This is a genomic window from Flavobacterium sp. CFBP9031, from assembly GCF_034044945.1.
Taxonomy (GTDB): Bacteria; Bacteroidota; Bacteroidia; order Flavobacteriales; family Flavobacteriaceae; genus Flavobacterium.
In genome coordinates, this window is record NZ_JAXCWF010000012.1 from 17,201 (window position 1) to 43,477 (window position 26,277).

The 26,277-nt window shown below is 35.3% G+C and carries 15 protein-coding genes; 7 read left to right on the plus strand and 8 right to left on the minus strand.

Features of this window, described 5'->3' with window-relative positions; genetic code table 11:
* The first annotated feature begins 7 nt into the window (after nt 1-7).
* The 4 genes from SOM12_RS18765 to SOM12_RS18780 all read left to right on the plus strand — a co-directional run bounded on the left by SOM12_RS18765 (nt 8) and on the right by SOM12_RS18780 (nt 9,695).
* Nucleotides 8-1,540: a RagB/SusD family nutrient uptake outer membrane protein gene (locus SOM12_RS18765; protein ID WP_095930148.1), complete on the plus strand. Its 1,533-nt coding sequence runs from the start codon at nt 8-10 to the stop codon at nt 1,538-1,540.
* A 198-nt stretch (nt 1,541-1,738) separates the two neighbouring features.
* Complete coding sequence (locus SOM12_RS18770; protein WP_320494855.1) at nt 1,739-4,684, plus strand: discoidin domain-containing protein; 2,946 nt, start codon at nt 1,739-1,741, stop codon at nt 4,682-4,684.
* A 115-nt stretch (nt 4,685-4,799) separates the two neighbouring features.
* A complete protein-coding gene (locus SOM12_RS18775) occupies nt 4,800-7,139 on the plus strand; it encodes a glycoside hydrolase family 95 protein (RefSeq protein WP_320494857.1) in 2,340 nt (779 codons plus the stop codon).
* A gap of 288 nt (nt 7,140-7,427) precedes the next feature.
* Nucleotides 7,428-9,695 (plus strand): GH92 family glycosyl hydrolase, encoded by a 2,268-nt coding sequence (locus SOM12_RS18780; RefSeq protein WP_320494858.1) that lies wholly within the window; start codon nt 7,428-7,430, stop codon nt 9,693-9,695.
* A 469-nt stretch (nt 9,696-10,164) separates the two neighbouring features.
* Here SOM12_RS18780 and SOM12_RS18785 read toward each other — a convergent pair whose 3' ends face one another.
* The 3 genes from SOM12_RS18785 to SOM12_RS18795 all read right to left on the minus strand — a co-directional run bounded on the left by SOM12_RS18785 (nt 10,165) and on the right by SOM12_RS18795 (nt 15,944).
* The gene (locus tag SOM12_RS18785) at nt 10,165-13,479 is read right to left on the minus strand and encodes a DUF5107 domain-containing protein (RefSeq protein ID WP_320494859.1); all 3,315 of its coding nucleotides are present in this window, start codon (nt 13,477-13,479) and stop codon (nt 10,165-10,167) included.
* An 18-nt stretch (nt 13,480-13,497) separates the two neighbouring features.
* On the minus strand, nt 13,498-14,907 hold the full coding sequence (locus SOM12_RS18790; RefSeq protein ID WP_320494860.1) for a sugar porter family MFS transporter: 1,410 nt from the start codon (nt 14,905-14,907) through the stop codon (nt 13,498-13,500).
* A 128-nt stretch (nt 14,908-15,035) separates the two neighbouring features.
* Nucleotides 15,036-15,944, minus strand: coding sequence for an AraC family transcriptional regulator (locus SOM12_RS18795; RefSeq protein ID WP_320494861.1), 909 nt, complete (start codon nt 15,942-15,944; stop codon nt 15,036-15,038).
* Between the two features lie 125 nt (nt 15,945-16,069).
* Between SOM12_RS18795 and SOM12_RS18800 the strand changes: the two genes are divergently transcribed.
* The 3 genes from SOM12_RS18800 (at nt 16,070) to katG (ending at nt 21,732) form a co-directional block, all read left to right on the plus strand.
* Nucleotides 16,070-17,092 (plus strand): aldose epimerase family protein, encoded by a 1,023-nt coding sequence (locus tag SOM12_RS18800; RefSeq protein ID WP_320494862.1) that lies wholly within the window; start codon nt 16,070-16,072, stop codon nt 17,090-17,092.
* 33 nt (nt 17,093-17,125) lie between these two features.
* A complete protein-coding gene (locus tag SOM12_RS18805; RefSeq protein WP_320494863.1) occupies nt 17,126-19,057 on the plus strand; it encodes a glycoside hydrolase family 97 protein in 1,932 nt (643 codons plus the stop codon).
* Nucleotides 19,058-19,458: 401 nt separating this feature from the next.
* Nucleotides 19,459-21,732: a catalase/peroxidase HPI gene (gene katG / locus SOM12_RS18810; RefSeq protein ID WP_320494864.1), complete on the plus strand. Its 2,274-nt coding sequence runs from the start codon at nt 19,459-19,461 to the stop codon at nt 21,730-21,732.
* 58 nt (nt 21,733-21,790) lie between these two features.
* On the opposite strand, the gene SOM12_RS18815 is transcribed toward katG, so the two are convergent.
* The 5 genes from SOM12_RS18815 to SOM12_RS18835 form a co-directional block, all read right to left on the minus strand.
* Nucleotides 21,791-22,249, minus strand: a complete 459-nt coding sequence (locus tag SOM12_RS18815; protein ID WP_320495003.1) for an RNA methyltransferase — start codon at nt 22,247-22,249, stop codon at nt 21,791-21,793.
* A gap of 204 nt (nt 22,250-22,453) precedes the next feature.
* The gene (locus SOM12_RS18820) at nt 22,454-23,572 is read right to left on the minus strand and encodes a hypothetical protein (RefSeq protein WP_320494866.1); all 1,119 of its coding nucleotides are present in this window, start codon (nt 23,570-23,572) and stop codon (nt 22,454-22,456) included.
* Nucleotides 23,573-23,611: 39 nt separating this feature from the next.
* Nucleotides 23,612-25,048 carry an eCIS core domain-containing protein gene (locus SOM12_RS18825; protein ID WP_320494868.1) on the minus strand — a complete coding sequence of 479 codons (1,437 nt, stop codon included), beginning with the start codon at nt 25,046-25,048 and terminating at the stop codon, nt 23,612-23,614.
* 46 nt (nt 25,049-25,094) lie between these two features.
* Nucleotides 25,095-25,646, minus strand: a complete 552-nt coding sequence (locus SOM12_RS18830; protein WP_320494869.1) for an HNH endonuclease — start codon at nt 25,644-25,646, stop codon at nt 25,095-25,097.
* A gap of 70 nt (nt 25,647-25,716) precedes the next feature.
* On the minus strand, nt 25,717-26,274 hold the full coding sequence (locus SOM12_RS18835; RefSeq protein ID WP_320494870.1) for a hypothetical protein: 558 nt from the start codon (nt 26,272-26,274) through the stop codon (nt 25,717-25,719).
* Nucleotides 26,275-26,277 lie beyond the last annotated feature (3 nt).

The window sequence follows — 26,277 nt, forward strand, 5'->3', positions numbered from 1 at the left end:
TATTTTTATGAAAGCAAAAATTATAGCCTTTATGGCCCTAACAATATTATCAGCTTCCTGTTCTTCAGATTTTTTAGATCAAGAGCCTAAAAGTTCACTTACTGCTGAACAGGCTTACGGTAGTTTAGGTAAAATAGAACCAGTTCTTTTGGGAGCTATAACCAATTGGAGAAATATGCAAAAAGACCGTGCGGGGCTTTATACTTCTCTTGGTACAGACGAAGCACAACAAGGAGCTTTGCAGGTAACTGGAGATGCAAACCAGGCGGGACTTGATTTGTACAATGGGTTTCTAAGTCAGGAGAATCAAGCAATTGGACAATTATGGAATGACAGATGGCCGGTAATTGAAGTAGCGGCACAATCTATTAGAGCATTAGGAACAAATACTGAAGACGATAGCGCAAAACGTGATCTTTTAATGGGTGAAGCCAGTTTTTTAAGAGCAACGTTAATGTTTGAGCTTACACAATATTGGGGAGAAATACCGATTAATGATAAAGCAAAATCGGCAGAATATGGGCTAAAACGCCAACCTTTGCCATTGGTTTATTCTTATATAGTTGCCGATTTAGAAAGAGCAGTAGAAAAACTTCCTGTAACACAAAGCAATCCTGCATTTCCTGCAAAAGGAGTAGCTCAGGCACTTTTAGGAAAAGTATATCTATATGCTCCAGAAGCATCAGGATACCGTGATTATAATAAAGCAAAACAATGGTTTGAAGAAGTTATTAAATCTGGAAAGTACAGTTTATTGCCTAATTACGCAGACGTTTTTAGTCCAGATCATGCTAATTCTTCAGAATCTTTGTACGAATGGCAGTATAATAATAACTGGCCAGACAACAACCAGATACAATGGCAGACAGGTTCAAGAGTTTTAGCAAACATAAACCAATATGCTTATTTTGGAGGTTATGATCTTATACTTCCTACTCAATATTGTTATAAAGATAAGACAGATGGAGGAATTTGGGAACCAGGAGATGTACGTAAAGACGCAAGTATTCGTTACGATTTTACTTATAAAGGAGTTAAACCTACGCTTCCTGCTGGGTTTGGAGGCGATGAGTTGGATCCACACATTAAAAAATATGAAGATATTCGTGTAGAAGGGAAACAATCATTCTGGAATTCAGGTAAAAATAAAGCTTATATCAGATACTCAGATGTATTGCTTAACTACGCAGAATGTTTAAATGAATTAGGAAGCACAACAGAAGCTGAAAGTTATGTGAATCAGGTTCGTACAAGAGCTTTTGGAGGAACATTGCCAGCAGGAATGGCTTGGAGCGGACTTTCTCAAACGCAGTTTAGAGATCAGATTCTGGATGAACGTATGCGCGAATTAGCTTTTGAAGGCTGGAGAAGAATGGATCTTATTCGTACAGGAAAACTGGTAGAATTAGTAGGTTCTCGCAACAAATGGGCAAAACAAAACGGTACCATTGCAGCATTTCATAACCTTTATCCTATTCCTATTGGAGAGATCAAGCTTAATGATGAGATTGGTCCAGAAAATCAGAATCCTGGTTATTAATGTTTTTTGAAGAAACTTTAATGTAATTTTTTATTTTTTTGGTTCATGTGGTTCGGTTAATGCCACAGTTTTGATTTGTAATGCCATTTTGGGTATAGGTAGTAACAGTACTGAGTTCTTCTGTTCGAAAAAAGCTTATTCCAAAATGGCATTCTTATTTCTTATAATTCAACATTTTTTAATCATTCAAATAACAATATGAAATTCTATACCTATCAGGTTTATATCTATTTATTTGTTTTAAATGCCATATCATTTAATTTTTATTCTCAGAATAAAGTAAGCCTAAACTCTACTGATATTGTTTGGAAACTCAAACCGCAAGCAGAAATAGGAAAAGACAGCCTTAAAATGTTTACTCCTAATTATGCCGATGCCGACTGGGTAAAAGCAGTAGTTCCCGGTACAATTTTTAATTCTTATGTCGTAAGCGGATTAGAGAAAGATCCCAATTTTGGCGACAATATTTATCAGGTCGATAAATCAAAATACGATCGCAGTTTTTGGTACCGTTCGGAATTTACTATTCCAGAAAATTTTACCAAAGAAATTATCTGGCTTAACTTTGAAGGAATAAATCGTGAAGGAGAAATTTACCTTAACGGAAAAAAAATAGCTGTTTTAAGCGGAATGATGCAGCGCGGTAAATTTGATATTACAAAGCTTGTAAACCGTAAAGCAAAAAATGTCTTAAATATTTTAGTAAGCATTCCGAAACAGCCATTAAATAACTTCGGAAGCCCAACTTATATTTCAAGCGCCGGCTGGGACTGGATGCCTTATGTTCCAGGATTAAATTCTGGAATTACTGACGATGTTTTTTTGACAAACACAGACAAAGTCACCATTGCAGATCCTTGGATTCATACCAATCTGCCAACCAATGCACGCGCAGATTTGGAAGTAAAAGTAGAACTTAAAAACTCATCTTCGCAAAATCAGGAAGGAGTTCTAACGGGTGTAATAATGCCAGGAAATATCACTTTTTCTAAAAAAATAAATCTGGATGCTGACGGAATTACAAATGTAAAACTGACCAAAGAACAGTTTCCTGAACTTTCTATCCAGAATCCTAAATTATGGTGGCCAAATGGTTATGGAGATCCTAATTTATATACTTGTCAGTTTACTTTCAAAATTGGAAATGTAGTTTCAGATAGTCAAAAGATAACTTTCGGAATAAAAAAATATACTTACGATACAGAAGGTGGTGTTTTGCATATTGCTATAAACGGAAAACGTGTTTTCTTAAAAGGAGGAAACTGGGGAATGAGCGAGTATATGCTTCGCTGTAGAGGTGAAGAATACGATTTGAAGGTCAAACTTCACAAAGAAATGAATTACAATATTATTCGCAACTGGCTAGGCTCAACTACAGACGAAGAGTTTTACGAAGCCTGCGATAAATATGGTATTATGGTTTGGGATGATTTTTGGCTCAATGCCAATCCGAATCTGCCATTAGACATTCATGTTTTTAATAACAATGTAATTGAGAAAATAAAACGCGTTAGAAATCACGCCAGTATTGCAATTTGGTGTGGTAATAATGAAGGTCTTCCGCAGCCTCCGCTCAACGGATGGATTGCTGAAAACATCAAAACTTTTGACAACAACGACCGTTATTACCAGCCATGTTCCAACACAGGAAATTTAAGCGGTAGCGGACTTTGGGGCAATAAAGATCCGAGGTTTTATTTTACAAAATACCCAGAACCTTATGCAGGAACTGGCGATGGTCCAAGCTGGGGATTAAGATCTGAAATTGGTACAGCAGTTTTTCCTAATATCGAAAGCTTTAAAAAGTTTATTCCAGAAAAAGACTGGTGGCCAAGAAACGACATGTGGGACAAACATTTCTTTGGACAAAAAGCCTTTAATGCAACTCCCGATTATTATGATAAAAGTATAACAGAACGTTACGGAAAGCCAAATAATCTGGAAGAATATGCTACAAAAGCACAGCTATTAAATATAGAAACCAACAAAGCTATGTATGAAGGATGGCTGGATCATATGTGGGAAGATGCTTCTGGAATTATGATCTGGATGAGTCAGTCTTCCTATCCAAGTATGGTTTGGCAGACTTACGATTATTATTATGATTTAACAGGAGCGTATTGGGGTGTAAAATCGGCTTGTGAGCCTATGCACATTCAATGGAGTCCTGTAGATAATTCGGTTAAAGTAATCAACACAACAGGAACCGATTTTAAAAACTTGAAAGCCGAGGCTGTTATTTATAATTTAGATGGAAAACCGGTAGCGAAGTACAAACAAAATGCGATGGTAGATTCTTATTCTAATACAGCAGTAGAAAGTTTTGTGATTCCGTTTTACGCTAATCAGAAAGATTTGGCTTTTCAAAAAAATGTTACCGCATCCTCTACCGATGGAGGAAATACCAGAGATGTTGCAGACGGAGATTCAAACACGCGATGGGCAAGTAATTCGACAGATAATGAGTGGATTTATGTAGATCTTGAAAAAGATTTTATTATCAATCGTGTCGTTTTAAATTGGGAAAATGCTTATGGTAAAGAATACAAAATCCAAATCAGTGACGACGCTAAAAACTGGACAGATGCAAGCGTGATTAAAGATGGAAAACAAGGACTTCAAACTATTTCATTTGATGAAACAAAAGGGCGTTATGTTAGAATGTTAGGAATAAAACGTGGTTCTGGTTGGGGATATTCTCTATACGATTTCAAAATTTTCGGAGCAGAAACCAATGTTGATACTTCCGATTTAAGTCCAGTGCATTTTATTCGATTAAAATTAAAAGATGCTTCAGATAAATTAATCAGTGAGAATTTTTACTGGAGAGGCACCAATATGAAAGATTTTACAGCAATAAATAAACTGCCAAAAGCAAACGTAAATGTTTCCAGTAAAGTCATAAAACAAAACGGAAAATACATTATAAAATCTAAAGTTTCAAGTCAGTCGGGAATAGCTTTTGGAATTCAGATTCAGGCCTTAGATGAGAAATCGGGAACTCAAATATTACCGGCAATTGTAAGCGACAGTTATTTCACTTTACTAAAAGGAGAAAGCAAAGAAGTGACAATCGAATTTGATGAAGCACTTTTAAAAAATGGAGAAAAGCCAGTTGTAAAGGCGATTCCTTATAATAAATAACAAATTATTCTCAATGTAAACCAGATTTAATACACATCGCAAATCGATTAAATAAATTTACCACAGATAGAAAATTATTCCAATCCCTTTAATCAGTGGCTATAAAAATAACAATATGAACATCAAGAAATACAAAGCATTACTTTTTGTACTATTACCTTTCTTAGGCTATTCGCAAAGTAATTCCTTGGAATTATGGTACACAAAACCAGCTTCTCAATGGGAACAAACGCTTCCATTAGGAAATGGACGTTTAGGAATTATGCCTGATGGCGGAATTGAAACCGAAAAATTAGTTTTAAACGATATTACCTTATGGAGTGGATCTCCACAGGATGCCAATAATTATAAAGCATTTTCTTTTCTACCACAGATACGAGAATTATTATTGGCAAATAAAAACAGTGATGCCGAGAAATTAATCAATGAAAATTTTGTTTGTACTGGCCCAGGCTCAGGAAGCGGGGATGGAGCAAATGTGCAATTTGGATGTTATCAAGTTTTGGGAGATATGACTTTGAAATTTGACTATAAAACCAAATCAAAGGCTATAAATTACAATAGAAACTTAAATATTCAAACGGCGCTTGCGTCTACTCAATTTACAATTGACGGTGTAACTTATAAACGAGAATATTTTGCAGGTTTTGGAGATGATGTTCTTTTTGTAAAATTGACTTCAAGCAAAAAGGGAAAATTGAACTTTACAGTTCAGTTAGACCGACCAGAACATTTTAAAACCGAAATCGGAAATGACAATTCTCTTGTAATGACAGGACAAGTCAACAACGGAATTGACGGAAAAGGAATGAAATACAAAGCTAAAGTTAAAGCTCATGTAAAAGATGGTAATGTTTTGTTTTCTAATAACTTGATGGCAGTAAAAAATGCAACTGAAGTGATTTTGTATATTTCGGCAGGAACAGATTTTAAAGATAAAAGTTTTGAGTCTTCTGTAGATAAAATTCTAGATGCCGCAATGCAGAAAAAATATGATGATCAGAAGAAAACGCACATTCAAAACTATCAGAAATTGTTTAATCGTGTGGCTTTAAATTTTGGAAAGCCAGTTCAAAAAACACGACCAACAAACGAACGTTTGGATGCGTTTTTAAAAGAACCTGATTCAGATACCCAACTTCCAGTTTTGTTTTACCAATATGGCCGTTACTTAAGCATCAGCAGCACGAGAGTCGGATTACTACCTCCAAATTTACAGGGATTATGGGCGCACCAGGTTCAAACCCCATGGAATGGCGATTATCATCTGGATGTAAATGTTCAGATGAATCACTGGGCATTAGAAACAGGAAATTTATCTGAATTGAATCTTCCTTTAAAAAATTTGGTAAAAGGGATGGTTCCTTATGGAGAAAAAACAGCAAAAGCCTATTACAATGCTGATGGATGGGTGGCACATGTAATTACAAATGTTTGGGGATTTACAGAACCAGGCGAAAGTGCTTCATGGGGAATTGCAAAAGCAGGTTCAGGCTGGTTATGCAACAATTTATGGAATCATTATTTGTATACAAACGATAAGGATTATTTAGCAGAAATCTATCCAATTATAAAAGGAGCTGCTCAGTTTTATAATAGCATGCTGGTAAAAGATCCAGAAACAGGCTGGTTGGTAACTTCACCTTCAGTCTCTCCTGAAAATTCATTTTTCCTGCCCAATGGACAAGATGCTCATGTGTGTATGGGACCAACAATTGACAATCAAATTGTTCGTGAATTATTTAATGATGTAATAACGGCATCTCAAAAATTGGGAATCGATAAAGATTTGAGCAATGATCTTGAACAAAGATTAAAATTATTGCCACCACCGGGAGTTATTAGTCCAGACGGTAGAATTCAGGAATGGTTAAAACCTTATAAAGAACCAGATGCACAACATCGTCACATTTCTCATTTATACGGATTATATCCAGCCTCTTTAATAACTCCTGAAAGCACTCCTGACTTGGCAGAAGCTGCAAAGAAAACTTTAGAGGTTAGAGGAGATGATGGTCCAAGTTGGTCAATTGCTTATAAAATGTTGTTTTGGTCTCGATTAAAAGACGGAAATAGAGCTTATAAATTATTAAAAACCATTTTGAGACCAACATTAGCTACCAATATTAATTACGGAGCAGGTGGAGGAGTTTATCCGAATTTGCTTTCTGCTGGTCCGCCTTTTCAAATTGATGGAAATTTTGGAGCTACAGCAGCAATTGGAGAAATGCTCATACAGAGCCATGCAGGATTTATCGAATTATTGCCTGCAATGCCGGATGCTTGGTTAAAAGAAGGCGAAGTAAAAGGGATTAAAGCAGAAGGAAATTTTACTATAAACATCAAATGGAAAGATGGAAAAGTAATTCAGTACGAAATAAAATCTCCAGCTCCTAGTAAAGTGAAGATCAAAGTAAATGGGGAATTAAAAGAAATTACTTCATCTAAATTATAAGTTGGAGTAGTAATCCTGCAAGGTTTTTTAAACCTTGTAGGTTTAATTTTTTATCTCATTTCTAAATATAACACCTACAAGGTTTTGAAAACCTTGCAGGACTAAAACAGTAATTGAATTGCCTCCAGCTTTTACTGGAGGTTTATAAAAGTCTATTAAACAAAGGGCTTTAGCCAAAATCGTAGTGTTTTGGCTAAAGCCTTATTTGAATCTAATTTGATTAACCTCCAGTAAAAGTTGGGGACAATTCAAAAAAAAAAAGAATTCATATTTCAAAATCTTTACAAAATGAATCTCAATAAAATAATACTTTGTGGTGCTATATTAAGTTCCATAATTCTTGGAGCACAAACCAAAGAAAAAATCACTTCACATGTAAATCCGTTTATTGGAACAGGCGCAGCACACGGTTCGCCGCTTTCAGGGAATAATTATCCTGGAGCGACAGTTCCGTTTGGAATGGTACAGCTAAGTCCAGACACCCGAAACACACCAGATTGGAGCGTTGCTTGTGGTTATAATTATAACGATACCACTATTGCAGGTTTTAGCCACACACATTTAAGCGGAACCGGAGTAGCCGAATTATTTGATGTTATGCTAATGCCTTTTAGCGGTGCTATTGTAAAAGAAGAAGTGGGACAGAACGCCTATCAATCAAAATTTTCTCATGACAAAGAATCTGCAAAACCGGGTTATTACAGCGTAGAGCTTTTAGATTATCAAATAAAAGCCGAATTAACAGCAACAACTCATGCTGGTTTTCACAAATACAGTTTCCCTAAAAATAAAGAATCCCATATCATCATTGACTTAGATCATTCGATGAAAAAATCGGATTGGAATACCCGAATTATTGCTTCTCAATTATCTTTCCCTAATGATCATACTATTGAAGGATTTCGAATTATTACGGGTTGGGCGCCTATGCGAAAAGTATATTTTCATGCCGAATTTTCACAGCCAATAATTCGCAATCATATTACAGATGGTGGTAATGTTTATGATAATGCAAAAGTGGTTAATGGCAATGCAATTAGGGCAATATTAGATTTTGATACGTCAAAACAGCAGGAAGTTTTGGTAAAAGTGGGAATTTCTGCCACAAGTATCGAAAATGCACGTTTGAATGTACAAACTGAAATTCCAGCTTGGGATTTTGACGGAACAATAAACAATGCTGATGCCGTTTGGGAAAAAGAATTAAGCAAGATAAAAATTGATGGGACAGAAGAACAAAAACAGATTTTTTATACCGCTTTGTACCATACATTCATTCAGCCGAACACATTATCAGATGTGAGCGGAGATTATCCGGCAGCCGATTTTGCAGTTAGAAATTCATCCAAGCCTTATTATACGACATTTTCTTTATGGGATACGTATCGTGGCGCACATCCCTTATATACTTTGATTCAGCCTGAACGAACTGCTGATTTTGTAAATAGTATGTTGGCGTATTACAAAGTTTTTGGCTATTTACCAATTTGGCAATTATGGGGACAGGAAAATTACTGTATGATTGGCAATCATGCTATTCCTGTTATTGTTGATGCTGTGCTGAAAAAAATCCCAGGAATCGATGCCGAAGAAGCCTTTGAAGCCGTAAAGAATTCATCGTTACGAGAACATCCTGGATCGCCATTTGGCATTTGGGAAAAGTACGGATACATTCCAGAAAATTTTAAATCACAGTCGGTTTCTTTGACTTTAGAAATGGCTTATGACGATTGGTGTGTGGCTGAATTGGCAAAGAAACTCGTTAAAATCGATGATTACAATCATTTTACAAAACGTTCTCAGTTTTATAAAAATCTGTACGATAAAGAAATAAGTTTTTTCAGGGCAAAAGATGATAAAGGCAATTGGATAGGTCCTTTTGATCCGCTGAAGTATGGAGCCAACGGTGGTTATCCGTTTACAGAAGGAAATGGCTGGCAGTACTTTTGGTATGTTCCTCAAGACGTAAAAGGACTTGTAAATTTGGTTGGAGGTGATAATGCCTTTACCAAAAAACTAGATACTTTTTTCACGCTAGAAGATAAACCAGAAGAAGTAAATGATAATGCTTCGGGTTTTATTGGCCAATATGCACACGGAAACGAGCCAAGTCATCATATTGCTTATTTATACAATTATGCAGGTCAGCCTTGGAAAACTCAAAAATACACTGCAGAAATACTAAAGAAAATGTACAATACAACTTCTTCAGGCTATTCGGGTAATGATGATTGCGGCGAACTTTCGGCTTGGTATATTTTTAGCGCCATGGGATTTTATCCTGTTAACCCAGCAAGCAGTACTTATATTATAGGTTCTCCGCTATTGAAAGAAGCTTCTATTGAGTTGAAAAACGGAAAGACTTTTAAGGTTACTGCTAAAAATGTTTCAGATGAAAACATTTATATTCAAAGTGCCAAATTAAATGGTAAAACGTATACAAAGACTTTTATTCACCAATCTGATATTGATAATGGTGGTGTTTTGGAATTTGTAATGGGATCAAAATCAAATAAAGATTGGGGAGTAAAACGAGACGACAAACCGATTCATTAAAATAATTGATTTAGTTTGTTATTCCGAGTAACGAGGAATCACACAAGTGACTCGACAAAGAAAAGACAAATCGTTGCGGAATTACTAGTGCGATTCCTCGTTCCTCGGAATTACAAGATTGTCTAAAAGAAGGTTTGATGATTAAATTGATCAAACCTTTTCATTTTAGAAGATTCAACAGTTTTTTTAACCTTGCAGGAACACAATTCAATTATAAAAAACAAAAGGCTGTCAATTCTTTTTGCACGGCCATTTATTTTTTATTTCTGCATATAAATAAGCCACAGCGGGGCAAAATATTTATAGAAATTCAATCACGTACCTACAAAAGAGCTCCAGAGGAGCGAAATATGCAAGCAATCTAAAAAGATGTCGCTCCGCTGGAGCTTTGTCCTCAATAATAAATACAATTACTATAACTATTTCGCTTCTCCGAAGCTAATCTTTAGTTCCTATTTAAAATACTAACTTAAACTGAAACCGATTCCTCATTTTTTAATAATGAAAGATGTATCGTCACGCCTGAATGGCTTTTCTCTTCAGACAGAACAAGATTAAAAGTCTTTTCAGCTTCGGCTTTTTTATCAAGACCTAGAAGACCTAATCCTTTCATGTATAAGCAGTGAATTTTGTTTCGTTTGTCGAGATCATCTTCCCAAATCATAAGATCCGGAAGTGAAACTGCAAAATAATCAATCGTAACATGATCGTTTACATGTTTTTCGGCGTAAGCAACGAACTTTTCAAAACGTTTATTGGCTTCTGAAATATTGTTCAATCTTAAGAAAGCTAATCCCTGATAGAAAATTTTATCTGGCTGTTGGTCGTTATAGAAAATTGCCGCTGTAGGTTCTTCTAGACCTTGCGTTGCTTTCTGCCACCAGTTTTGAGCTTCTTCCAAATTATTTTTCTTTTCATAAGCAACTCCAAGCCAGTAATGAATATCATTTTCCTGTGCGCCTGGCAGTTTTCCTTCACCTAAATTATCAGGATAAATTTGTGCCTGTTCCAAAAATGCTATAGCTTTATCATGGTTTCCTTGTGCAATTTCCTGTTTGGCAATTTCAGTCAAAGAAATCAGATATTGTCCGCTTACTTTTCCTTCTCCGCCTTCCCAAGGATGAAAAATTCTATTTTGTAATAATGTTAAGGCTTTATCATGTTTTCCTAGTAAATTGTATAAAGCGACTCTTTCTAAATACACATCATCTCTTTGAATAACCAATTCTAAATGTCTTTCTAAGAAAGCCAATCTAAAAACCAAATCTCTGTTCAAGCGTTTGTACAACTGATCTAATTCCATTAAGATTCTAGAATCTTCTACATCTAAAGAAAATGCTTTCTCTAAATTAGCCAGTGCTTTTTGTTCATCATTTAATTTATTGTAATAAGCCAATGACAAGTTACGATCCACAGTAGGGAAAGTATCATCAATAGCAACCGATTTTTCCCAGCAGGAAACAGCTTCATCATAAAATTTCGACGCGTACCAGAAGTTTCCTAAATAATACAAAGCTTTCGCGTCATTAGTTTGTTTTTGAATTACTTGAGAAAGCACTAAAGCAGCTTCAATCTGATTTGGAAAACAATAATCTGGTTTTGCCTGAGAAGCCATTTTGAAACATTTTTCGGCTTGATCGAAATCATTTAATTTTTCATAAAATGAACCTGCAAAATACCACGCCATCGGATAGGTGTTTTCATCTTTAAGGCATTCATTTAGTAAACCTGCAGCTTCTTCATACAAACCAGCCGCATTGTAATCTAAAGCATATTCAATATAAGTATGAATATTGTTTCGGATTAATGCATTTAGATAGGCTAGCTCTTTTTTATCAGTACTTAAAAGATACTTTTCATACAATAACCCAAAATTAAATGAGTCGTTTTGTAAATAAAGGTCTGCAAGCTGAAGCGCTTTTTCTTTTTGATTTAATTTTCTAAGAAAAGCTACTTGCAAATGCAGTGCTTTATGATCTTCGGTATTTTTAGAAATGGCTTTTTGAATGTGTTCTAGAGCCAATTCAAAATCACCATTTAAAGCATCAAGCTGTGCTACATAAAAATAACCTTGATTTTGCCAAGCGGCATTCCAAGTCGATTTGTAAAAAGCATCGTAAGCTTCTTTGTTTTTGTTCTGATATTTTAGACATAATCCTAGATTAAAATAAGCTTCACCATCATACGGGTTCGGATTTCGCTGCGTCAATGTTTTTATGGCTGCTCTAAAATAGGGTTCAGCTTCAGTAAATTTAGCTCTTCTCATGAGCCATAATCCCATTGCATTATTGGAACGAACATCGCCAGAATCACGTTTTAAAGCTTCTTCATAATACGGAATCGGACTGTAAGTGGCGTGTCTGTATTGCTCTAAATGCTGAGCCGTCAGGAATAATTGTTCGTTATTTTCGATGTCTTCTGGAGCAAGTGCAGGTTTTGCAGCTTCAGGAATTTCATCTTCATTTTGTGCTTCGTAAACCCAATCAACTAAAACTTTATCATCTGCATCGGTTACAGAAATCGATAAACCTTCTAAAGAAGCGTTATGATTAAAATCGATGGTTTCTTCAAATGAATTGTATGGAGAAGCATCGTACTGTTTTTGAAATAAAACAACGTCATTGTTTTTTAAAGTAACTGTTGTTTTTGGATAAACTCCTGTCGTATACGCTTTAATAACCAGTTTATCGCCGATGTTCTCTAAATTAACCATCGCATTTTTGGTCGCATTTTTTACAACTCCCAAATCACGATAAGGCATAAAATATTGTGTAAATTCCTTTTGCTCACCCGGCATAATCCAAGTAAAATCGGGCTGATTATCGGTATAAACACCACACATCAATTCGATATAAGGGCCATCTTCGTCGGTAAGATTACGATCCCAAGCACGTCCGAAATCGCCGTGTCCCCAAGTCCATTGTTTTTTTCCTGGCGAAACATGATGATTGGCTACGTGCAATAATCCGCCTTTTGAATCATTTTCGTATCCGCCCACAAAATTATATTTGGAAGCAATCGTCATATAAGAAGTTGGAACGGGAATATTTTTGTAGCGAGAAATATCAGTTCCTGGCGAATAATCTACTTTGTAATAGGTTCCTTTTGCAATTGGAAAAGACGAAACGTCACGTTTACCGTGATCAAAAACAGCATTTACATCTGGCGGAAAAACCGACTGATAATCATCATTTACCTTTACAGCAGGATTCGCCCACCATAAAAATGTCTGTGGAAACGATGTTCTGTTGTATAATTGTGCTTTAATTTCAAGATACGCTTTATCAGGATATAATCTAAAACCAGCCATACCTTTGGTTCTAAACATACGTTCTACCTCACTGCACCAAACAGTTGCACTGCCATCTTCATGTTCTTCTATAGTAAAATCAACAGGATCAAAAGTAGTTGGTCTGTGGTGCTGTGGCCAGTTGAATTCGATTCCACCCGATATCCAAGGGCCTGTAAGTCCAACCAAAGCTGGTTTTACCACCTGATTGTAATACACAAAATGGCGATTTTTAGTTTTATCATACGCCATATGAACACGTCCGCCAAGTTCTGGAAGAATCATTATTTTAACAAATTCATTTTCAAGGTATACAGCCAGATATTCTTTATCGGTTTTCTCGTCAGCGATTTTTTCAATAACTGGATAAGGATATACAGATCCGTTACTTCCTTGATACACTCTTTTCTCAATAAATACAGGATTTTTTTCAGGTTTGCCCACCTCATAAGTTGGCAGGATAATTTTTTCCTTCCAAACATTTACTTTTTGCATGATGTAATGAAATTTAAATTATTGAATATTCTTTGATTCTTTATCAGAAACCATTAGTTTTTCAATCTCTTCGAGACTTTTGTTTTTGGTTTCAGGAAGCTTTTTGAGTACAAACAAGAATCCTAAAGCACAGATAATTCCGTAGATCCAGAAAGTTCCAGATGTGCCTAAGTATTCGTTAAACATTGGAAATGTTTGTACTAAAAGTGCAGATGCAATCCAGAGTGCAAATGTGGCAACAGACATTGCAACGCCTCTGATTCGGTTAGGGAAAATTTCAGATAAAATAACCCAAGTAATAGGAGCAAGAGACATGGCATAAATAGCAATGGCTAATAATACCAGTAATAATAAAGGGAAACCAGTAACATTGGTATAATAAAAATAACCCAATAAAGCATAGATTATAGCAAGTGCTGCTGAACCAAAAAGCATCAGTTTTTTACGTCCAACTTTGTCTACCGTTCCCATAGCAACCAATGTAAAAACAAGGTTAATACTTCCTGTAATTACGATATTCATGAACAAATCATTGATACTATAGCCTGCCGAAACAAAGATTTCTTGAGCATAATTAAAAATGATATTAATACCGCACCATTGCTGGAAAGCAGCCAATACAATTCCGATTAAGAGAATAGGCATCGCTTTTTTATCAAACAACATTCTCAAATCGGTTTTTTCTGTTTCTTCTGTAAAAGTCTCTTTGATAGTTGTAATTGCTTCTTTTCCGTATGACAATCCTCCAATTTTAGATAAAATATTTTCGGCTTTATCGTGATTTCCTTTTTTCGCTAGATATCTAGGGCTTTCGGGAATTAAAAACATTAATATAAAGAAAAGAACCGCTGGGAAAAATCCTGCCCAAAACATCCATCGCCAGCCCGTTTGACCATTCCAAGAAGCCAAAATTTCTGCATGAGAATAATCTGGCGGAATAACATCTGTAATTAGCATATTGGTGATCTGTGCGGCAAGAATTCCAATAACCACGGTTAATTGATTGATGGAAACAAATAATCCTCGGGTTTCCTGAGGCGCAATTTCGGCAATATATAAAGGGGAAATTGTAGAAGCAATCCCGATTCCGATTCCTCCAATAATACGCCAGATAATAAATACAGTAAAAGTTTCAGATGCTCCCGTTCCAAGAGCACATAAGGAGAATAATACGGCGGCAACGATTAGAATAGGTCGTCTACCATAACTGTCTGCCAGTTTTCCTGCAAAGGCGGCTCCTCCAACACAGCCAACAAGGGCGCTACTCATGGCCCAGCCTTGTAAAGCCGGAGAATCTGTAATGCCAAAATAAAGTTCGTAAAATGGTTTTGCACCACCGATTACAACCCAGTCGTAACCAAAGAGTAATCCACCCAATGCCGCAACTAGACTAATTGATAGTAAAAAGGTATAATTGTAATTTTTCATAAAAAGGTTTTAATAGCTTTTGTAAAATTAGCGGAATCGGAACCTTTGATTTATGGATATTTTTTTTGAATAGATGGATTATAATCTGATTTTTTGCTATTGAATGCTTAAATACGAAAACAATTGCGTTACTGCTTGTATTCGGTGCGATATTGTATAGGTGAAGTACTCATGATTTTTTTGAACAAACGAGAGAAATATAAAGGGTCATTGAACCCTAAATTAAAACTGATTTCTTTGATGCTCATAGTTGTGAAACTGAGATATTGACAAGCTTTCTGCATTTTTAAATAATTGAAATAGTGTATAGGAGAATACCCTGTCTGTTTCTTAAATAAGGTAAAAAAATGAGACGGAGAATAGTTAAAATAAGCGGCAACATCATTAATTTTTAAGGAAAGATCAAGACGTTTTTTCATATAGTCAATAGCCGACTCAATAGTATTATCCTCTGAAAATTTTCGGTTCTTTTGAATGAAGAATTTTTCATACAAAAAGGTATTTAATAATTGCCATAACGAAAGATTGGCAAATTCGAGATTACTGGCGCTGTAACCGTCTTCCATAACATCCAGAATGTTTTCAAAAAGTTCAATACGTCTTTCTTCGAGTGATAGTTGAGGTGCAGTTTCAGGATGTTCGGCAATGAATTTATCATAAAGAAAAGGTGCTTGCATTCCCGTAAAATGAATCCAGTAGATACTCCACGGATTTTGTTTTAAGGCATAATAATCATGTGCCACTTCAGGAGGTATTATATAAAAGGTATTGGCTTTGAGTGTTATCGTTTTATTTTCTTTGCTAATAATGCCTTCTCCTTTATAGCAATAAATTAAAATGTATTGCTTGCTTCCATGTTTTCGTTTCATGGAGTGATGGCTTGCATTTGGAAAAACACCAATATCGGTAAAATACAAACCGGCTATCAGTGGATTCTTTTTAATAATCGAAAGGATGTTTTTTGGAATTACAATCATTCGCTGTCCTAAAAAACCTTCTTTGACTTTTATCTTTTCTTTTTGTGCTACATTTTTCATGATTTTTCAAATATCGTAATTTAATCCATGCTTTCGCAAAAAATGTCCATTTTGAGAACAATAATCAAACCTAAATTTGAAATTCTATACTAACATTACCAATTTTAATATTTTTATAAAACTATATGAACCCTCTCAATAATATTGTTTGTGAGTCTTTTGGCTGGCATGACGGAAAAGAAATTTTCAAATTTCAGATCACAAATAGTCATGGCAATTATGTCGAACTTCTTAATTATGGTGCCATAGTAAAATCCATAGTGGTGCCAGATACCGAAGGAAATAAAGAAAATATAGTTTTAGGATTTCCAACTTTAGAAGGATACATAAAAGATCAATCTTACATAGGAGCGACTGTTGGCCGTTTTGCAAATAGAATTCAGAATGCGGCATTTTCTATCGAAAATAAAACATATCATCTCGATAAAAACGATGGTAAAAACAATAATCATAGCGGTTCGGCTGGGGTTAATAACAAAGTGTTTGATTTTGTTGTAGAAGAAGATGCCGTAATTTTTATTCTTAAAAGTAAAAATGGAGAAGGTGGTTTTCCTGGAAATTTGAAGATGAAAGTGAGCTATAAATGGACGGATCAAAACGAACTCAAAATTGATTTTTTGGCAGAAGCCGATGCAGCAACGCCATTAAATTTTACCAATCATTCTTATTTTAATTTATCTGCCTGTAAAGAAAAAATACATCATCATCTGCTTACCGTTCAGGGATCTAAAATTCTAGAAAGCACAGCCGATTATATTCCGACAGGAAAAATTTTGCTTGCCGATGAGTATTTGTTTTTGAAAGACAAACTAAAAGATGTAATGCAAAATAGCGGACTTAATCTCTATTATATTTTTGATAGAAACGCTAAAAATGAAAATTCTGTTTGTGAATTGTATGATGAAAAATCGGGAAGAATAATGCGTGTTTACACCTCTTATCCAGGAGTGCAATTATACACGGGAGATTATTTAAACAGTGATATTATCGGGGTACATGATAAACTATACAGTTCATTTGATGGACTCTGTTTAGAATGCCAATATTATCCTGACAGTCCGAATCATGAACATTTTCCGAATACGATATTCCAATCTGGGCAAGTTTATAGCGAAACTATTATTTATGCTTTTGATGTAATCCAATAACAAAAAGAACTATCACCTCTAATAATTATATAAATGAAAAAAATGTTTTTTAACCGATCTTTAAGCGTGCTGATACCCGCCGTATTTTTGATGCTGACAAGTTGTGTAGCACAAAACGAAGAGCTTTCTCTTAAGTCTAAGGACAATCTAAATAAGATTGAGCTGTCTTTAAGTCAATATGGGAAATTGTCTTATAAGGTTACCCGCAAAGACCAAGCGATAATTTTGGATTCTCCTCTCGGATTAAATTTTGAAAACAACGATTTTACAACAGGATTATCAGTTGTGAAAGTTTCATCAATTGAAGAAAAACGTGAAAAATATGAGCTTAAAGTTGCGAATAATAAAGTCGCAGATCATGTTTTTAAAAGCAAAAGCATCACATTCAAGAATAGCAAAGGCGCTTTAATGACAATAGATTTAATTGCAGGCCAAGAAGGAGTTGCTTTTAGATATAAGTTTACAGAGCAGGAAAAACAAAACAGAGTGCTAAAGAACGAATTGACAGGATTTCATATTGATCAAAAAGCAAAAGGATGGCTCCAGCCGTATAACAAAGCAGGAGATTATACTCCAGGTTATGAAGATTTTTATGTGAATGTAAAACCCGGAGATCCAATAAATGGCGCAAGAGGCGAATCTATTGGCTGGTGTATGCCAGCACTTTTTAATGTAAATGATGCTAAAAATTGGGTTTTAATTGCAGAATCAGGAACAGATGGTTCTTTTCCAGGCTGTCATTTAGATCCAGATTCTAAAGACGGAGTTTATAGAATTGCTTTTGCTAAAAATGACGAAAAATTTACGTTGCCTTTGCCTGATAAAGGAAATGCTTATCCTGAGTCTGCTGAGCCTTGGACAATGCCTTGGAGAGTTATTATGATTGGAGATAAAGCGGGCGATATTTTATTATCTACTATGATTACCGATTTGGCTCCGGCATCTAAAATAAAAGACGTTTCTTGGATTCAATCTGGAAAAGCAGCTTGGTCATGGTGGTCGCATCCCGAAGATTTTACTCCAGAAATGTATAATAAATTCACGGATGTTTCGGCTTTATTTGGTTTCAAATACACACTTTTTGATGCAGGATGGGAAAAAGCCAACAAAGAAGGTAAAATTGTTGATTATGCATTGTCTAAAGGAGTGCAGCCATTAGTTTGGGGATTTTCAGAAGAATACTTTGATCCAGTAAAAAGAAAAAAAAGATTTAAAGAATTGGCAGAAATGGGAATAAAAGGTGTCAAAATAGACTTTTGGTGTTCGGACAGACAAGAAGTTATGGCAGCTTTACAAGGCGTTTTTGAAGATGCAGCAAAAGAACATTTGTTAGTGAACTTACATGGAACAACAGTTCCGAGAGGTTGGCACAGAACATGGCCCAATTTTGTAACAGCAGAAGCTATTTTAGGAACAGAAAGTTATTTCTACGAACCGAGATTTCCAGAAAAAGCAGCAGAACAAAATACAGTTTTGCCTTTTACAAGAAACGTAGCTGGTCCAGCAGATTATACGCCGTTTGCTTTGACTTTTAGAAAATATAAACGTGTAAATACTTCAGTTCATGAACTAGCAATGGCCATGATTTACACATCAGGAATTATTCATTTTGCAGATTCTGAAGAAGTTTTTAATTCATTGCCAAATGAACTTAAGACTTTAATAAAAGAAATGCCCGCAACTTGGGACAAAACCGAGGCTATTGTAGCAGATCCAGGCAAATCAATTGTGTTGTCTCGTAAAAAAGATAACCTTTCTTATATTATTGGAATAAACGGAACGAACTCATCTTTGCCCGTTTCAATTGATTTGGCTAAATATGGAAAAGGCTATTCGAAATTCAAAATCATTACTGAAGGTAAAGATCCATTAATGGATTTTAAAGTTGAAACTTTTCCATTAACCGCTAACTGGCAATATAATATTGCTCCTAAAGGAGGTTTTATTATTGAGTTTATAAAGTAAGAGTTAATGTTAAGTTGAGGTATAAAAAGGTGTTTAAATTTTTAAACACCTTTTTTATTGAATGGTTTTTAACAGAAAGTGGAAAGCTTATCTCTCACTTTAATAAGCAACAGAAATTGAAAATAGCAAGAAATATAGATATTACAGAGAAGCAATTTAAATGTTTATGACGATAAAAAGATTCTTTTTGCTAAATTTATAGAAGCAAAATTTAAAATTATAAAAGTATTGTGTCTTTCAAAAACAATGTTTTTTTATAATAAGAAGTGTTATAAGGAATTAGAATCATTAAAATAATTCTGTATAGATTTTGTCTATTCTCTAAGAATTATTTATGATTCACAGTCAGAATTTTCTTTTTCATTAGTTTGTAATTTAGTCAAAAATAAAATTTTTCAACTATGGACAATCAATCAAATGACATCAGCAAATGCCCTTTTCATAATGGGAGCATTGATAAGCAGGCAGCATCGGGAACTAAAAATCTTGACTGGTGGCCCAAACAGTTAAAGGTAAATATCCTGAGACAGAATTCGTTGTTATCAAATCCGTTAGATAAGGATTTTAATTACGCAGAAGCTTTTAAAAGTCTCGACATTGAGGCATTAAAGAAAGATTTGCATGCTCTTATGACTGATTCACAAGATTGGTGGCCTGCAGATTTTGGTCATTATGGAGGCCTTTTCATAAGAATGGCTTGGCATAGTGCAGGTACTTATAGAGTGCATGACGGGCGAGGCGGAGCAGGAGCAGGACAACAGCGATTTGCGCCTCTTAACAGTTGGCCAGACAACGTAAGTCTTGATAAAGCAAGAAGATTGCTTTGGCCCATAAAACAAAAATATGGACAAAAGATTTCATGGGCAGATTTGCTGATCTTAACAGGAAATGTGGCTTTAGAATCAATGGGCTTTAAAACATTTGGTTTTGCAGGAGGACGTGCCGATGTTTGGGAAGCAGACGAATCTGTTTATTGGGGTTCTGAAACGACATGGTTAGGTGGTGACGAACGTTATAAAGACGGTTCTGAAGGTGTTCCAAAAGATCATGGAGTGGTATCATCTGATGATAATGCCGACGGAAATATCCATAGCAGAAATCTTGAAAAACCGCTTGCAGCAGTGCAAATGGGGCTTATATATGTAAATCCTGAAGGGCCAGATGGAAATCCGGATCCTATTGCGGCAGCTAGAGATATTAGAGACACTTTCGGCCGTATGGCAATGAATGATGAAGAAACTGTTGCCTTAATAGCGGGTGGACACACTTTTGGTAAAACGCACGGTGCTGCCTCATCAGATCATGTGGGAGCTGAACCAGAAGCAGCTGGTCTGGAACTGCAAGGCTTAGGATGGCAAAATAGTTTTGGTTCTGGAAAAGGAGGAGATGCTATTACAAGCGGACTTGAAGTTACTTGGACAAAAACACCAACACAATGGAGCAATAACTTTTTTGAGAATTTATTTGGTTTTGAATGGGAACTTTCAAAAAGTCCGGCAGGAGCACATCAATGGGTAGCAAAAAATGCGGAAGCAATTATTCCAGATGCTTTTGATGCTAATAAAAAACACTTGCCAACGATGCTGACTACAGATTTATCTTTAAGATTAGATCCTGCTTATGAGAAAATATCACGTCGTTTTCTAGAAAATCCAGATGAGTTTGCAGATGCTTTTGCTCGTGCATGGTTTAAATTGACGCATCGTGATATGGGACCTCGTGCTCTTTATCTTGGATCTGAAGTGCCTACAGAAGAACTGCTTTGGCAGGATCCTATTCCAGAAGTAAATCATACTTTAATAAATGACCAAGATATAGAACAGCTTAAAGAGAAAGTATTAAATTCAGGATTAAGCGTGTCTCAATTGGTTGCTACAGCTTGGGCTTCAGCTTCTACTTTTAGAGGATCAGATAAGCGTGGAGGCGCAAACGGTGGACGCATAAGACTTGCACCACAGAAAGATTGGGAAATAAATAATCCAGCTGCACTTAAGGTTGTTTTAGATAAATTAGAAGGTATTCAAAAAGAATTTAATGCTGCAAATGGAGATAAAAAAGTTTCATTGGCCGATTTAATCGTTTTAGGAGGATCTGCAGCTGTAGAAAAAGCAGCTAAAGATGCAGGAGCATCTGCGAAAGTACCTTTTTCACCTGGACGTATGGATGCATCTGCAGAACAGACAGATGTTGAATCGTTTGGATATTTAGAACCAAAATCTGATGGTTTTAGAAATTATAGAAAAACAAAATCGACTGTTTTAACAGAAGAACTTCTTATAGATAAAGCGAATTTGCTAACTCTAACTGCGCCAGAATTAACGGTTCTTTTAGGTGGACTTCGTGTTCTGGATATTAATGCAGACGGAAGTAAAAATGGTGTTTTTACAACGAGACCTGGCCAGCTAACAAATGATTTCTTTGTAAACTTATTGAACATGAATACAGAATGGAAGTCTGTTTCAAATGACAAAGAACTTTATACTGGAAATGACAGAAGTACTGGACAGCCTAAATGGATAGGAACACGTGCAGATCTTGTTTTTGGATCAAATTCAGAATTAAGAGCAATTGCAGAAGTTTATGCAGCTGGTGATGCTCACGAAAAATTTGTAAACGATTTTATTGCCGTATGGACTAAAGTAATGAATCTAGACAGATTTGATTTAAGAAAATAATACTCGCTTATAGCAAAAAGAAAAAGACGCCAATTACGGCGTCTTTTTTTATATGTTTTTAAGAACGTGGTTTAGACAAATTTCGATCATACATAACAATAGTTCCAGCAACGGCGACATTCAAACTTTTTTCTGATTTGAATTTCACTAAATGATGGCATTTTTCCATTACTTTTTTAGATAAGCCATGATCTTCTGCACCCAATATATAAACGCAACGCCTTGGATGTTCAAAAGTTTCTAAATCCGAGGCTTTTTCAGATAGTTCAACACCAACCAATCGTGCTCCTTTTGGTAAGTTTTCAAAAAAAGCTTCAAAAGTATCGTAATGAAAATATGGAATTGCTTTTACCGCATCGTGTGTATCACAAGCTTGTTTGGCATATCGATTTCCGATGGTAAATATAAAAGTAGCGCCCAAGTTTTGAGCCGATCGCCATAAAACACCTAAGTTTTCTGGTGTTTTACCATTTTGGATTCCGATACCAAAGTATTCATTTATAAAATTATCATTCATACCGCAAAAGTACAAAGTGAATGTAGATAAATCAATTTTTTTGGTCAAGTAAAAAAACTTTTACTACTGTAATTTTCATAAATGTAATTAATTACGTGTGACTGAAATACTGTGTTGAAGTTTTAAATCATTGAGCAGTTTTGTCTTATTAAGTTGAAAAACTGCTCTCTGATTTATTCTAAATTGTAACATTCAAATAATATATTAAAACGCTGAAAAACCCATTTTTACACTTTGATACATTGGTTTTTGGGTTAAATTATCAATTCTGTAAGATTGTCCGCCTCCAGGAATATAGTTGCCAGGAATATTTCCCATTGTAAAAGATCCTGACGGTTTTGTCATTCCAAAAGTAGATTCAGATCCCTCTTTAAGGGTAGTTTGATTTAGAAATTGAAATACACAAGCGCCTAAAAAGTTACCTCGCGGATGTGAATTTTGTATTTGAGAAAGAACCCATTCTGCCTGATTCTGTTCAGTTTTTACAGGCCAATTCGGATCTTGTTTGATAGGAGTGCCCATTTCTGCGAAGAAAAAAGGAATAGTAGGAAAATAAGATGGAAATGTATTATCGATATAGTTTTTTATGTAGGCACCATTATTCTGCGGATTTGTTGAGGCAATGAACCTAGTGTTCCAAACATTCTCTAAACCTATGGCTTGAAGCGCAGCATGAAGATTTTGAATAGCAATAAGTCCAGGTATATCTTTATTTGTAGGGTCAGCAAATGAAACTGGCGAAGTAATTGGCAGTAAATTCGATGCAGGAATTCCCATACTGGTTTCAATATTGACAAGAATCTGAATCATTTTGGCAACATCAGTTACAGAAAAACCTCCAGCAAGATCAAATTCATTACCAATTCCCCATATTCCGGCAGCTGTATGAGGAGTAGTTCCAGCATTGTAAATTTCAGTTACCATTGCTTTAATATCGGGAGTTACATCTTCTTTCCCTTTATGTAACTTTTCCATGAAAAAATTAGAAATAGGAACAAAAACCTTAATGTTATTAGCCGCACATTCATTTAAAAAAGACATATGTGATCTCTTATATGGTCCTGGTTCTTGGTCAGGAAATGGAGGCACATTCCAATCGTAGAGATGCAAAAAATTCACTTTGAGGTCATTAGCAAAATTAAAAAGATCGCCGCGACCGCCATTTGCTTTTCCCCATATAAGAGGAAATGTAGAATTGGTAAAATCGGTGTCAAAATACTTGTCAGGAGGATTTAACGCGTCATCTGATGGCGCTGGGACATAAGCACTTCCTCGCATAGGAAATAATGCCGAAGCATTTGCAATTTTTGAAAAGTTGTTCATTTTTGTAGTTTTAACGGTTAAAATTGATATTATTCATATTTATTGAAATGTTACTGTATAATGCACCTTATATTTTGGTAAAATTTGGTCTGCATTTCGTATTAATATTTCATTAGAATCAAAGTTATTTCGATAATAAACTGCTCCATAAGAACCACTTCCAGATTCATATGTTTTTTGTCCTCTTATAGAATCATATTTGCTTTCATTGACATTATCCTCGTTTTCGTACCCCACAGGTACAGTAATTTGATTGTTCCCAGGTACGGTTTCTCTTTTTACCATTGAATTATGTGTTTTATGTCTTTCATTGGATCCATCTTTTACCATTTTTTGATTCCCCTCTATGACATCACTGACAATTAGGACGCCTCCTTGTATTGGATCAAGACCACCATAAGTAGCAGCTTTTGCTGCTTGGTCGCTAAAATAGGAACCTCTTCCAAGCGCACCATATCCTTTCTGGGAATCATGTGCACCTATGTCTGGCCTGTAACCACCACCAACTACTAAATTGGTAACAGCATCTCCATGTCCTGCATATAATTCTCTTGAAGTCTTTCCGGGTTTATGCAGTCCATTAAATTTTGCGTTTTGAAATGCAGTTTTTCTAACGTTTGGGTTGATAATTCTAAATACTTGTTGAACCTCTATTGTAAAAGATCTTCCGCCTCCACCACCTAATATGGCACTTTTGCCCGCCCATAGTTTTCCCAAAAAACCATTTGCTCCCATAATACCTTTCATAAGTGGCTGAGTTTCATGAAATGCATCTGTTTTATAAGGTTTAGTTCTAACGTTTTTTTCTATTTTTCCTTTAACTTGATTAAATTCGTGACTTCCGTTAGGTACAAGTGCCAACTGCCCCTTACCAGATGTATTAGCTTTTGCTTGTTTTTCTGCTATTTTTTTATTTCGAATAGTTGGGTCATTCCAATTTTTAATTTCGTTAGCCTGTTGATTATTACGTTTCTTTCTTTTTAGCTGAACTATAGGTCTAGTATGGGTAATAAGCCTATTTTCGTATTCTTTCGATTTCATCTGTAAAGCCTTTGCCCCCATAACATCAGCTTCATTTTCCAAACCTTCATCATCATTTACATTTACCTTGCCTTTCATTTGTAAAGTAGGTTTTACGCGCCCTTGTTTTTGCTGTACAACATGCCAAGCTTCATGTAGCAAATGTTTTTCTTGCCCTGACGCGATATGAATATCTGCTCCTTGCGCATAAGCGTGCGCATTAAGCTGTTCCGGTTTGTCTGAGTTATAATGAACTTTTACATCATCCATAGAATGACCAGAAAGGTTTTCTATTCCTGATTTTAAATTTTCAGGCAAACCGGTATTGTTTGCTTTTCTTTGTAAAACAGAAACAGGGCGATTGTCCGTAAGTTCTCTTGTCTTATTTTGAACAATTTTTTCGTCGGAGCTATTTGCAGCAAATTGCATTTTTGTTTTATCAGTTGAATATTCCATAAGAACTAATTTTAAATATTATTAGTTATTTTTAGATCTAAATGCTTTATTTTCTTTTTTTACTTGGTCTGCGCATATAGTTTTTTGGAAGTGTTTTTCTATGCAGAGCATGATATTTTTTAAAACCAGTTGCACCAACATGTGCTCGGTTTCCTCGAGAAGTATTACAGGTTCCACAAAATACCCTGCCATTTCTCATGTTGTTTCTTCCTCCTTTTGAAGCGGGTTGTATATGATCAATGTGAAACTGTCCATCGCCCATTCTTCTGCCTTGAAATGTTGCATAATGTACCTGTGAATGCTGAAATCCGCAGTAATCACAAGTATGAAATCCGTCATTTTTCTTTTTATTTGCAGCTAATTTTTTTGCTCTTTGCTTTTTGTCAAATTTTATTAGCTGTACTGTATTAGAATTGAAATTAGCAATAGCCTGATTAGATTTTAATTGTCTAACTGGAATATTATTATTTCTTAAAGTTGAAGTTGAAACGCGATTATCAATTAGCTGATAAGTATTTTTGGTACTGCTGCTATTTGTCAGATGGCTTGCTGCATCCTGAAAATCATTTTCTGTCGAAACTTTGCTATAAGTATTCATGATTCTTTTTTTATACGTTTATGCTTTCTATTAAATAGCCTTTATAATCTTTCGCAAAAAAGCAAAATTTCTAACCTCGAAAAGGCGTAACTTCAACTGGGCCAACACCCCCTAAATAATTAATCGCCGAACAAAAAGGATGATTGTGAATCCTATTTTTTAAATGCTCTAAATCTCGATCAAAATAGGGTAGTTCCACTTTTTCTCCGGTAATCAGTTTTATCAGATGATCATTTTCTAAAGGATAAATTTTAAATAAAGGTTTTCTCGCGGCGTAGAAAAGATTTTCGTCATCAGCTATAATAGAAACCTCGCCACGGTTTTCTTTTAGTTTTTGAGGATTCGTTTTTAATAAGTTAACGATCTGATTTTCAATTTTAGTAACCATTTCTTCTACACTTTTTTCGGTAGTTTGTACAACCAAATAAAGATTTTGGCTTGTAATAAGATATCCGTTAATATAAAAGAAAATCTTGTCGTGGAAATCATTCAAAGCCAATGCAATTATGGTATTCACATAGTTGAAATCAAAATGTTTTTTCCAGTTTCCAATTTTAAGTTTCACTTTATGACGGTGTAATTGAGGCGCGGCAATGGCAACTTTTTTTATGTTTTCATTCTTTTTCATAAC